Here is an 11,499-nt window from a genome sequence, read left to right on the forward strand (position 1 = left end):
TGGGGACCGCTTACCGGACCGCCTGCCGGACCACCTGCCGGGCCGTCTGATGGGCCGTCTGCCGACCCGCCTGTTGGGCCGTCTGCCCGGCACTTTCCGTCAGCCGTCGCTGAAGGCCGTGGTGGAGAAGGAGAGGCGCGGGGACGGGGACGGGCCGGTGGGGGTGCCGGGGTGGATGGTGATGAGGTCCTGGGGGATGGCGGTGCCGCCCTGAGAGGTGGTCCGGTCTTGGGCGGTGGTGCTGCGGCGGGTGAGGAGGATCAGGTCGGCGTGGTGGTCGCCGTCGTAGTCGGTGAGGGCCAGGACGGTGGTGTGCAAGGGGCCGGTGCCCGGGATGCGCGGCTGGGGGAGAGGGCGGGCGCTCTTGGCGGAGAGGCCGGTGGCGGAGCCTGGGAGGAAGGTGGGGTGAGGGGCGCGGGGAGCGCTCCGGCCGGTCGGTGATCCCGGGCCCGGGCCTGGGCCCGCTGAATCGTTTGCGCCGGTCGGATCGCTGACGATCAGGTCGGTGTAGCCGTCCCCCGTGAAGTCACCCGCGTGCAGGTCCCGGCCGCGTACGGGGAGGGGCGGTGCGTCGCCGGTCAGGCCGTACCGGGGTAGCAGGTGGGAGCCGGTCGCGACCACCGCGTCCGTACCGGTGCCGCGGCGGAAGCGGCCGAACGCGAGGGCGTGGCCGGAGGGGAAGGCCGTACCCGCGCGGGCCGGGCCTTGGGGGCCGCCGAGGGCCAGCCGGCCGGTGGCGGCGCGGCCGGGGTCGGCGGCGCGTACGAGGAGATCGTCGGCGCCGTCGCGGTCGGCGTCCAGGGGGCCGGCGAGCGGAGCCAGGGCCGTGCCGGGCACGTCGAGAACGGCGGCGGCCTTCGGGGCGCCCCGGCGGGTGAACGGCCCGCGCAGGTAGCTGATCCGCGGGCCGGACGCGGTCACCGCGAGGTCCGTCGCGCCGTCGCCGTCGAAGTCGCCGCACGTCGGCTGGTCGGGCCACTCGTTGCCGTCCCGGGCGCGCTCGGGGATGCGCAGGGGAACGGCGCGGCCGGCGGCCAGGCCCCGGGGCGAGCCGAAGAGGAGCTGGACGGGCACGGGCGGGCGGCCGACACCGTCGTACGGCGGGTCGGCAGTGACGAGGAGGTCCGTGAAGCCGTCGCCGTCGAGGTCGCACGCGGGGCCCGCCTCGAAGGCGGCCGGGACGACGCCCTTGGTGGGCGCGGCGTTGCGGGACGGCGTGATGAGCTGACGGGCGCCGGGCACCAGGCCGCGGGCCGATCCGTAGACGATGCCGATACCGGGGTCGTCGTCGTGCGCGGCCCGGTCGCCGGGGGCGAGCAGGTCGTTCACGACCAGGTCGGGGTGGCCGTCGCCGTTGAAGTCGTACGGGACGTCGCTGCCGTCGCCGCGGGGTACCGGGCGCGGTGCCGGGCCGGAGGGGTGCCGGGCGTGGGCCGCCGGGCCGCCCGGGCGGCCGGAGGCGGTGGTGCCGAAGGGGCCGCAGGCGGTGAGGAGGGCCGCGGCGAGGGTGAGGACGAGGGCGGCCCGGGCCTGTGGTGGGCCGGTTCTCGGGGCCTGCCGCTGACCGCGTCTTCGGTCGCTTCTCGGGGCCTGTCCCTGGCCGCGTCTTCGGTCGCTTCTCGGCGCCTGTCGCCGGCCGCGTCTTCGACCGTGTACGGGCGTGCGTCGTGCTCGTCCGGACATGCGTCCACCGTGTCCTGTCCCGCCCCAAGGGGCCCAGTAGCACCGTCGGTTGGGGGCGATGGTGCAGGGCGGCCCCGGAATGCGCAATGGCGCGGGCGGGGCGGGGTGTGCCGGGCGGTACGGGACCGCGGCGATCAGGACGATCGGTCAGGACGATCGGTCAGGACGACCGGTCAGGACGACCGGTCAGGACGGCTTCGCCGCGCCGCCCGCCACCCGCTCGTACAGCTCCCGCGCCTGCCGGTCGAAGAGGACGGCCGTCGACTCGGCGTCGGTGTCGCCGCCGCTCAGCACGCCGATCAGGCGCCCGGGGCGGCGGGCGTCGTGGTGGTCGGCGAGCCAGGGGCTGCCGCTGGTGCCGTCGTAGAAGCCGCCGCACCGCATCCGCATCATGTACGGCTCGTCGTCGTCGCGCTCGGTGTCCGTCGCGCAAGTGATGGGCTGGTTGTCCGGGTTGTACGCCTCGTTGGGGTAGCCGACGACGGTGACGTGGCGGCGGGGGCCGGACGACCAGTCGGGGGTGGCGGCGCCGACGACCTCCTGCACGGAGCGGCCCCGGGCGTCCGGTTCGACGGTCAGGAAGGCGTAGTCGCCCTGGTCGCCGTCCTCCTCCCGCCATGCCCGGGGTACGTGGACGCTGCTGACCTTCCACTTCCCGTACGGGAGCGTGCCGTCCCCCGACCCGGAGAAGCGTGGCGCGAACTGGAGGTCGCCGGGGAGCGGCCCGGACTCGTCCCCGCCGTCCGCGCCCTTGTCGTCGTCGCGATCCTCGTCCCGGTCGCCGTCCTGATCGCCGTCCTGGAAGTCGACGCAGTGCGCGGCGGTGACGAGCATGTTGCCCTTCGGGCTGTCGACGACGCTCGCGGTGCAGTGGTGTTCCCCGTCGGCAAACAGGACGCCCACGAAGGGAAGCCCCTCGAAGTGCCGCGCGGACGGCTGGTTGGGATCCGCGGCCTGCGAGGTCCCGCCACAGCCGGTGAGCCCGACGAGCACGGCCAGCGCGGCTGCGGCGGCGGTGACGGTGGTGGCAGCTGTGGCGAGAGGGGCCCGGGCGGTTCTCATGTACGGGACGGTACGTTGCGCCGCGCACGTACGCCGCTCCACGGGCTTACGCCGGGACGGCATCAGCACGTCGCAACGACCTCGGCACGTCGGTACGACCTCGACGCGTCGGGACGGGCACGGTACGTCGGGACGGGCGCGGTACGTCGGGACGGGCGCGGTACGCCGCGGCGGCGGCGGTACGTCGAGACGATAGCGGTACGTCGCGACGGGACCGCAGCGTCGCTACGATCCGGCCCCGTCGCAACGCCGCGCCCCCGTCACATCGCAATGCCAGGCTCCCCGACGCACCGCACCCGGCCACCCCCACCGAAGCGGGAGCGGCCGGGTGCGAGACCGGGCGGCGGGAGGAGACGGGTGATGGAGGAGACGGGAGACGGCGGTTACTTCACCGGCTCCGGCTCCGGCGCGTCCGTCGCGGCTTCCTCGCCCGCCGGGTCGACCGGGGTCTTGACGGAGTCCAGCAGCAGCTGGGCCACGTCCACGACCTGGACGGACTCCTTGGCCTGCCCGTCGTTCTTCTTGCCGTTGACCGAGTCGGTCAGCATGACCAGGCAGAACGGGCAGGCAGTGGAGACGATGTCCGGGTTCAGGGACAGGGCCTCGTCGACGCGCTCGTTGTTGATGCGCTTGCCGATCCGCTCCTCCATCCACATGCGCGCGCCGCCCGCGCCGCAGCAGAAGCCGCGCTCCTTGTGGCGGTGCATCTCCTCGTTGCGCAGGCCCGGCACCTTGGCGATGATCTCGCGCGGCGGCGTGTAGACCTTGTTGTGGCGGCCCAGGTAGCAGGGGTCGTGGTACGTGATCAGGCCCTCGACCGGGGTGACGGGGATCAGCTTGCCCTCGTCGATCAGGTGCTGGAGCAGCTGGGTGTGGTGGATGACCTCGTACTCGCCGCCGAGCTGCGGGTACTCGTTCGCGATCGTGTTGAAGCAGTGCGGGCAGGTCGCGACGATCTTCTTCGCGGACTTCGGCTTCTTCGTCGCCGGGTCCTCGTCGTCCTCGCCGAAGGCCGCGTTGAGCGAGGCGACGTTCTCCGCGCCCAGCTGCTGGAACAGGAACTCGTTGCCCAGCCGGCGCGGGGAGTCACCGGTGCACTTCTCGTCGCCGCCCATGATCGCGAACTTCACGCCCGCGATGTGCAGCAGCTCGGCGAACGCCTTGGTGGTCTTCTTGGCGCGGTCCTCCAGGGCGCCCGCGCAGCCGACCCAGTACAGGTACTCGACCTCGGTGAGGTCCTCGACGTCCTTGCCGACGACCGGGACCTCGAAGTCGACCTCCTTGGTCCACGCCAGGCGCTGCTTCTTGGCCAGGCCCCAGGGGTTGCCCTTCTTCTCCAGGTTCTTCAGCATCGTGCCGGCCTCGCTGGGGAAGCTCGACTCGATCATGACCTGGTAGCGGCGCATGTCCACGATGTGGTCGATGTGCTCGATGTCGACCGGGCACTGCTCGACGCAGGCGCCGCAGGTGGTGCAGGACCACAGGACGTCCGGGTCGATGACGCCGCCCTCTTCGAGGGTGCCGATCAGCGGGCGCTCGGCCTCGGCCAGCGCCGCCGCGGGCACGTCCTTGAGCTGGGCCTCGGTCGCCTTCTCGGCGCCCTCCTCGTCCTTGCCGCCACCGGCGAGCAGGTACGGGGCCTTGGCGTGCGCGTGGTCGCGCAGCGCCATGATCAGCAGCTTCGGCGACAGCGGCTTGCCGGTGTTCCAGGCGGGGCACTGCGACTGGCAGCGGCCGCACTCGGTGCAGGTGGAGAAGTCGAGCAGGCCCTTCCAGGAGAAGTGCTCGATCTGGGAGACGCCGAACTGGTCGTCCTCGCCCGGGTCCTCGAAGTCGATCGGCTTGCCCGCGCTGGTCATCGGCTGGAGCGCGCCGAGCGCCACGTCACCGGAGGCCTCGCGCTTGAACCAGATGTTCGGGAAGGCCAGGAAGCGGTGCCAGGCCACGCCCATGTCGGTCTTCAGCGCGACCGTGATCATCCAGATGAAGGACGTGGCGATCTTCAGGCCGGCGAAGAAGTAGGTGAGGTTCTGGAGCGTCGAGACGTCCATGCCCTCCAGCCAGGAGACCACCGGGTACGAGATGAAGAACGAGGCCTCGTAGCCGTCCACGTGGTGCTGGGCGCCCTCCAGCGCGTGCAGCATGAAGATGCAGACGCCGACGATCAGGATGACGGCCTCGACGAAGTACGCCTGGCCGAAGTTGGAGCCGGCGAAGCGGGACTTGCGGCCCGGGCCGCCCGGCCTGCTCAGCTGCCGGATGCCGATCAGGACCAGGATGCCGAGCACCGTCATGGTGCCGATGAACTCGACGAAGACGTTGTACGGCGCCCACTCCCCGATGACGGGCAGCAGCCAGTCGGCCTTGAAGAGCTGGCCGATGGCGTTGACGATCGTCAGCAGCAGCGAGAAGAAGCCCACCGCCACGAACCAGTGCGCCGCGCCGACGATGCCCCACTTGTTCATACGCGTGTGGCCGAGGAACTCCTTGACCACCGTGACCGTGCGTTGCGTCGGGTCGTCGGTCCGGGTGCCGGCCGGTACGGGCTGGCCGAGCCGCAGCTGCCGGACGATCTGCAGGATGGCACGGCCGAACAGTGCGACGCCGACCGCGATTAGGACCAGCGACACGATGATCGCGGCGAGTTGCATGGGTGGCTCCTCGGGCCTGCGAGTGCGGGGGTTACGGGGAATACTTGAGGGGCTGCGCGTACATACGAGGGGTACGCGGAGTCCGCGGTACAAGGACTACAGCGATTACTAAGCAGTAACTTTTCGGGTCTGCGCTGAGGTTACCCAGTATCCCGAGCCCCATGAAGCCGCCCGGCCGGTGATCTGTGTCGCGCAGGCAACCCTTCGTGGGCGCCGCCGCGTCCCCCACACTGGGAGTGACGAGGCATCCGACATAAAAGTTGAGTGAGGCTGGCTCAGGTCAATTGACAGGGCGCCGGGCGTGCTGCACCCTTGAGCCTGTTCCACTCAAGTCATGGAGGAATCGAAATGGCACGTGCGGTCGGCATCGACCTGGGCACGACGAACTCCGTCGTCAGTGTTCTCGAAGGCGGTGAGCCCACCGTCATCACCAACGCCGAGGGCGCCAGGACCACGCCGTCCGTCGTCGCCTTCGCCAAGAACGGCGAGGTGCTGGTCGGCGAGGTCGCCAAGCGCCAGGCGGTCACCAACGTCGACAGGACGATCCGTTCGGTCAAGCGCCACATGGGCACTGACTGGAAGGTCAACCTGGACGGCAAGGACTTCAACCCGCAGCAGATGAGCGCCTTCATCCTGCAGAAGCTCAAGCGGGACGCCGAGGCCTACCTGGGCGAGAAGGTCACCGACGCGGTCATCACCGTCCCGGCGTACTTCAACGACTCCGAGCGCCAGGCCACCAAGGAGGCCGGCGAGATCGCGGGTCTGAACGTCCTGCGCATCGTCAACGAGCCCACCGCCGCGGCCCTGGCCTACGGCCTGGAGAAGGACGACCAGACCATCCTGGTCTTCGACCTCGGTGGCGGTACCTTCGACGTCTCGCTGCTGGAGATCGGCGACGGTGTCGTCGAGGTCAAGGCCACCAACGGTGACAACCACCTCGGTGGTGACGACTGGGACCAGCGCGTCGTCGACTACCTGGTCAAGCAGTTCCAGAACGGCCACGGCGTCGACCTCTCCAAGGACAAGATGGCGCTCCAGCGCCTGCGCGAGGCCGCGGAGAAGGCGAAGATCGAGCTGTCCTCGTCCACCGAGACGACGATCAACCTGCCCTACATCACCGCCTCCGCCGAGGGCCCGCTGCACCTGGACGAGAAGCTCACCCGGGCGCAGTTCCAGCAGCTCACCTCGGACCTCCTGGAGCGCTGCAAGACCCCGTTCCACAACGTGATCAAGGACGCCGGCATCGAGCTGTCCGAGATCGACCACGTGGTCCTGGTCGGCGGCTCCACCCGTATGCCGGCCGTCGCCGAGCTGGTCAAGGAGCTGACCGGCGGCAAGGACGCCAACAAGGGCGTCAACCCGGACGAGGTCGTCGCCATCGGCGCGTCGCTGCAGGCCGGTGTCCTCAAGGGTGAGGTCAAGGACGTCCTCCTGCTGGACGTCACCCCGCTGTCCCTCGGTATCGAGACCAAGGGCGGCATCATGACCAAGCTCATCGAGCGGAACACGACGATCCCGACCAAGCGCTCGGAGATCTTCACCACCGCCGAGGACAACCAGCCCTCCGTGCAGATCCAGGTCTACCAGGGCGAGCGCGAGATCGCGGCGTACAACAAGAAGCTCGGCATGTTCGAGCTGACCGGTCTGCCCCCGGCCCCGCGCGGCGTGCCGCAGATCGAGGTCACCTTCGACATCGACGCGAACGGCATCATGCACGTCGCGGCGAAGGACCTCGGCACCGGCAAGGAGCAGAAGATGACCGTCACCGGCGGCTCCTCGCTGCCGAAGGACGAGGTCGACCGGATGCGCCAGGAGGCCGAGCAGTACGCGGACGAGGACCACCGCCGCCGCGAGGCCGCCGAGTCCCGCAACCAGGGCGAGCAGCTCGTCTACCAGACGGAGAAGTTCCTCAAGGACAACGAGGAGAAGGTCCCCGCCGAGGTGAAGACCGAGGTCGAGACCGCCGTCGCCGAGCTGAAGGAGAAGCTCAAGGGCGAGGACACGGCCGAGATCCGCACCGCGACCGAGAAGGTCGCCGCGGTCAGCCAGAAGCTGGGCCAGGCCATGTACGCCGACGCCCAGGGCGCCGGCGCCGCGGGCGGTGCCGAGGGCGCCGCCGGTGCCGCGGGCGGCCAGCAGGCCAAGCCCGAGGACGACGTGGTCGACGCCGAGATCGTGGACGACGAGAAGCCGAAGAAGGACGGTGCCGCGTGACGGAGGAGACTCCGGGCTTCGAGGAGAAGCCCGACGTCCCCGCCGATGCCGCCCAGACCCCTGATGACGCGGCGCAGGCCGAGTCCGCCGACACGGCGGGCTCGGCCCCGGCCGGGGATGCGAACCAGGACGTAGCTCTCACGGCGCAGTTGGACCAGGTGCGTACCGCGCTCAACGAGCGCACCGCGGACCTCCAGCGGCTCCAGGCGGAGTACCAGAACTACCGTCGCCGGGTGGAGCGGGACCGGGTGTCGGTGAAGGAGATCGCCGCGGCGAATCTGCTCACCGAGCTGCTGCCCGTGCTCGACGACGTCGGCCGGGCCCGGGAGCACGGCGAGCTGGTCGGCGGCTTCAAGTCGGTGGCCGAGTCGCTGGAGACCGTGGTCGCGAAGCTGGGCCTCCAGCAGTTCGGCAAGGAGGGCGAGCCCTTCGACCCGACGATCCACGAGGCGCTGATGCACTCCTACGCTCCGGATGTCACGGAGACCACGTGCGTCGCCATCCTCCAGCCGGGGTATCGCATCGGTGAACGAACGATCCGCCCCGCGCGGGTCGCGGTGGCCGAGCCGCAGCCGGGCGCGCAGTCCGGCAAGGCCGCCTCGGAGGACGACGCCAAGGCTTCGGACGAGGAGAGCGGTGGCCCGGACGAGGGCTGACGCGGCGGCGCAGGAAGCAGTACGGGAGGAGGGACGTCGGGGATGAACACCAAGGACTTCGTGGAGAAGGACTACTACAAGGTCCTCGGCGTCCCGAAGGACGCCACCGAGGCGGAGATCAAGAAGGCGTACCGCAAGCTGGCCCGGGAGTTCCACCCGGACGCCAACAAGGGCGACGCCAAGGCCGAGGAGCGCTTCAAGGAGATCTCCGAGGCCAACGACATCCTCGGTGACCCCAAGCGCCGCAAGGAGTACGACGAGGCGCGGGCGCTGTTCGGCAACGGCGGCTTCCGCGCCGGCCCCGGCGGCGCCGGTGGCGGATCGTTCAACTTCGACCTGGGCGACCTCTTCGGAGGCGGCGCCCAGGGCGGCTCGGCGGGCGGCGGCTTCGGCGGCGGGCTCGGCGACGTCTTCGGCGGCCTGTTCAACCGCGGCGGTGGCACGCGTACACAGCCGCGCCGCGGCCAGGACGTCGAGTCCGAGGTGACGCTCAGCTTCACCGAGGCGGCGGACGGGGCCACGGTCCCGCTGCGGATGTCCAGCCAGGCGCCCTGCAAGGCGTGTTCGGGCACCGGCGACAAGAACGGCACGCCGCGCGTGTGCCCGACCTGCGTCGGCACCGGACAGGTCAGCCGCGGCGGCGGTGGCGGCTTCTCGCTCACCGACCCGTGCGTGGACTGCAAGGGCCGCGGCCTGATAGCCGAGACGCCCTGCGACGTCTGCAAGGGCAGCGGGCGGGCGACCAGTTCGCGCACGATGCAGGTGCGCATCCCGGCGGGTGTCTCCGACGGGCAGCGCATCCGGCTGCGCGGCAAGGGCGCCCCGGGCGAGCGCGGCGGCCCGAACGGCGATCTGTACGTCGTCGTCCACGTCGACGCCCACCCGGTCTTCGGCCGCAAGGGTGACAACCTGACCGTCACCGTCCCGGTCACCTTCCCGGAGGCGGCGCTGGGCGGCGAGGTGCGGGTGCCGACACTCGGCGGCCCGCCGGTGACGCTCAAACTGCCGGCCGGCACTCCCAACGGACGTACCATGCGCGTGCGCGGCAAAGGCGCGTCGCGCAAGGACGGCACCCGCGGCGACCTGCTGGTCACCGTCGAGGTGAGCGTCCCCAAGGATCTCGGCGACAAGGCACGTGAGTCGCTGGAGTCCTACCGCGAGGCGACCGCGGGCGAGGACCCGCGGGCGGAGCTGTTCCAGGCCGCGAAGGGAGCATGAGTCGGATGGATGGCCGGGGCGGGCGTCGGAACCCGTATGAACTGACCGAAGAGTCGCCGGTGTACGTCATCTCCGTCGCGGCTCAGCTCTCCGGCCTGCATCCGCAGACCCTGCGGCAGTACGACCGGCTGGGCCTGGTCTCGCCCGACCGTACGGCGGGCCGCGGCCGGCGCTATTCGGCCCGGGACATCGAACTGCTCCGGGAAGTGCAGCGGTTGTCGCAGGACGAGGGCATCAACCTCGCCGGCATCAAGCGCATCATCGAACTGGAGAACCAGGTCACGGCCCTGCGCCAGCGGGTCGCCGAGCTCCAGCACGCGGTCGAGGGCGCGGCTGCCGCCATGCAGCAGCGGGAGGCGGCCGTGCATGCCTCGTACCGCCGGGACCTGGTGCCCTATCAGGAGGTGCAGCAGACCGGCGCGCTGGTCGTGTGGCGCCCGAAGAAGCGGTCCGAGTAGGCCGTCATCATCCGCGGGCGGCGGGGCCGGGATGCGCAGCGCGCCCCGGCCCCGCCGCCTTTTCGCGATGTCCTGCGGGGCGTCCGGCGGGGAGTCCCGCGGGGGTCAGCAGCCGTTGTACCCGGCCGTCGGCATGGACAGACGGCGGTGTACGTGGGACTTCATCGCGCTGGTGTAGACCGGCTCGTCGTAGTCGGCAATCTCCAGCCGGACGCCGGCGGCGGCGCAGCGGGCGGTGAACTCGTCGGCCGAGGCGATGGCGTTCTCCAGGGCGCGGCGGTTGGGGGCGACGAAGACGTCGACCAGCCCGGCCTCCACGTCCTGCCACAGCGCGGCGTGGTCGGCGCGGAGCTGGTGCACGCTCAGCCGGCAGGTCAGGTCGTAGTCGCGGGCCTCGGCCCAGCGTGTGCACATGGCGTGCTGGCTGCGGTCGTCCACCAGGAACGGGTCGTCGTCCAGCCCCGACAGCGGCATGAGGCAGGCGATGGCCGTCACTCGGACCGAGTTCATCGTGCCCCCCGGGGCGTGGCGGGTGTGGGGGTGACGATACCGCCGCGCGCGGACCGGGGTGGAGGGGCGGTGCCGGGTGGAGAGGCGTAACCGCACGCGTGGCAGATCGCCCAGCCGTCCTGGTTCACGGCGAGCTGGCCGCCGCAGCGGGGGCACAGTTCGGCGCGGGCGGGGCGGCGGGTGCAGGGGGAGCGGACGCCCGTACGGGCGGGGGCGGGTTCGGTGTGTGATGCAGACGCCATGCGCTCTCCAACAGCAGTTTTCCGCTCCGCGGGGTGCGCGGCGGGAGCGGTTGTCCCGCTTTCGGCTTAGCAGGGGGCGTGCGGCGGCGGAAGCGCGCCGTCCGAATCCGGCCAGGTACGGACCTGGCCGGTCGGTGCCCTACGCGCGGCCCAGCGCCCTGGTCACGGTGATCTCCACCATCACCCGGTCCGGCTTGGGCCTGGGGGTACGGCCGTACCGCTCGGCGTAGCGCCGTACCGCGTCCGCCACCACGTCGGCGTCCGTACGGATGCGGGCCACGCCCTCCAGGGTGGCCCACCGCTTGTGGTGCAGCTGGCACACCGCGACCCGGGCGCCGTCCGGGCCTCCGGCGAGGATGTGGCCGACCTTGGCACTGTCCTTGCGGGTGATCACGCGGGCGATGCGCTGGTTGGCGTCGAAGGTGACGCCGACCGGGACGACGTGGGGGGTGCCGTCGGGGCGCAGGGTGGTCAGCGTGCACAGGTGGTGCTCGCTCCAGAAGGCGAGGTACTCGGGGCTGAGGTCGTCCAGGTCGTGGGCCATGAGCGGAAGAGTAATCGGGGAACCTGTGGGGGCGCCGTGAGGAAGTTGTGCGAAGGAAAGGTGAAGGCGGCGTGGAGGTGTCGGGGAGATGCCGCGAAAGTGTCGTATGTCCTGGTGGGGCGCGGAAGGTCACGTCCGGTTCCGTACCGGCTCCGTCCTGCCGGACCCGGTACGACGGAGGCAGGTCGGACGGCCTGCCCGCGGTCGCGGCGGCGCCCGGCCGGTGGCCCCCGGTGACCGGCCGGAGGGAAACCGGTGGGG

The 11,499-nt window shown here is 71.2% G+C and carries 10 protein-coding genes; 4 read left to right on the forward strand and 6 right to left on the reverse strand.

The genetic code is table 11. The features are described 5' to 3' along the window. Window positions 1-99: 99 nt before the first annotated feature. The 3 genes from IH45_RS0106535 to IH45_RS0106545 all read right to left on the reverse strand — a co-directional run bounded on the left by IH45_RS0106535 (window position 100) and on the right by IH45_RS0106545 (window position 5,396). The gene (locus IH45_RS0106535) at window positions 100-1,683 is read right to left on the reverse strand and encodes an FG-GAP repeat domain-containing protein (RefSeq protein ID WP_234440438.1); all 1,584 of its coding nucleotides are present in this window, start codon (window positions 1,681-1,683) and stop codon (window positions 100-102) included. Between the two features lie 186 nt (window positions 1,684-1,869). Further along, window positions 1,870-2,745: a trypsin-like serine peptidase gene (locus IH45_RS0106540; RefSeq protein ID WP_234440439.1), complete on the reverse strand. Its 876-nt coding sequence runs from the start codon at window positions 2,743-2,745 to the stop codon at window positions 1,870-1,872. Between the two features lie 383 nt (window positions 2,746-3,128). After that, the gene (locus IH45_RS0106545; protein WP_030662786.1) at window positions 3,129-5,396 is read right to left on the reverse strand and encodes a (Fe-S)-binding protein; all 2,268 of its coding nucleotides are present in this window, start codon (window positions 5,394-5,396) and stop codon (window positions 3,129-3,131) included. A 348-nt stretch (window positions 5,397-5,744) separates the two neighbouring features. Between IH45_RS0106545 and dnaK the strand changes: the two genes are divergently transcribed. The 4 genes from dnaK to IH45_RS0106565 are packed head-to-tail and all read left to right on the forward strand — an operon-like array spanning window position 5,745 to window position 9,942. Continuing rightward, on the forward strand, window positions 5,745-7,610 hold the full coding sequence (dnaK, locus tag IH45_RS0106550) for a molecular chaperone DnaK (RefSeq protein ID WP_030662788.1): 1,866 nt from the start codon (window positions 5,745-5,747) through the stop codon (window positions 7,608-7,610). Then, window positions 7,607-8,266, forward strand: a complete 660-nt coding sequence (gene grpE, locus IH45_RS0106555; protein WP_030662790.1) for a nucleotide exchange factor GrpE — start codon at window positions 7,607-7,609, stop codon at window positions 8,264-8,266. Before dnaK ends, grpE begins: the two co-directional genes overlap by 4 nt. 42 nt (window positions 8,267-8,308) lie before the next feature. Then, the gene (dnaJ, locus tag IH45_RS0106560; RefSeq protein ID WP_030645189.1) at window positions 8,309-9,484 is read left to right on the forward strand and encodes a molecular chaperone DnaJ; all 1,176 of its coding nucleotides are present in this window, start codon (window positions 8,309-8,311) and stop codon (window positions 9,482-9,484) included. Between the two features lie 5 nt (window positions 9,485-9,489). Next, on the forward strand, window positions 9,490-9,942 hold the full coding sequence (locus tag IH45_RS0106565; RefSeq protein ID WP_030662793.1) for a heat shock protein transcriptional repressor HspR: 453 nt from the start codon (window positions 9,490-9,492) through the stop codon (window positions 9,940-9,942). A 105-nt stretch (window positions 9,943-10,047) separates the two neighbouring features. Here the strand turns inward: IH45_RS0106565 and IH45_RS0106570 are convergent, their stop codons facing one another. The 3 genes from IH45_RS0106570 to IH45_RS0106575 form a co-directional block, all read right to left on the reverse strand. Next, the gene (locus tag IH45_RS0106570) at window positions 10,048-10,452 is read right to left on the reverse strand and encodes a hypothetical protein (protein ID WP_030662796.1); all 405 of its coding nucleotides are present in this window, start codon (window positions 10,450-10,452) and stop codon (window positions 10,048-10,050) included. Further along, window positions 10,449-10,694 carry a hypothetical protein gene (locus tag IH45_RS1000000146255; protein WP_078897306.1) on the reverse strand — a complete coding sequence of 82 codons (246 nt, stop codon included), beginning with the start codon at window positions 10,692-10,694 and terminating at the stop codon, window positions 10,449-10,451. The genes IH45_RS0106570 and IH45_RS1000000146255 overlap by 4 nt, the downstream gene beginning before the upstream one ends. 139 nt (window positions 10,695-10,833) lie before the next feature. Beyond that, the gene (locus IH45_RS0106575) at window positions 10,834-11,238 is read right to left on the reverse strand and encodes a pyridoxamine 5'-phosphate oxidase family protein (RefSeq protein ID WP_030662799.1); all 405 of its coding nucleotides are present in this window, start codon (window positions 11,236-11,238) and stop codon (window positions 10,834-10,836) included. Window positions 11,239-11,499 lie beyond the last annotated feature (261 nt).

It is taken from the genome of Streptomyces rimosus subsp. rimosus (genome assembly GCF_000720725.1).
GTDB lineage: Bacteria > Actinomycetota > Actinomycetes > Streptomycetales > Streptomycetaceae > Streptomyces > Streptomyces rimosus_A.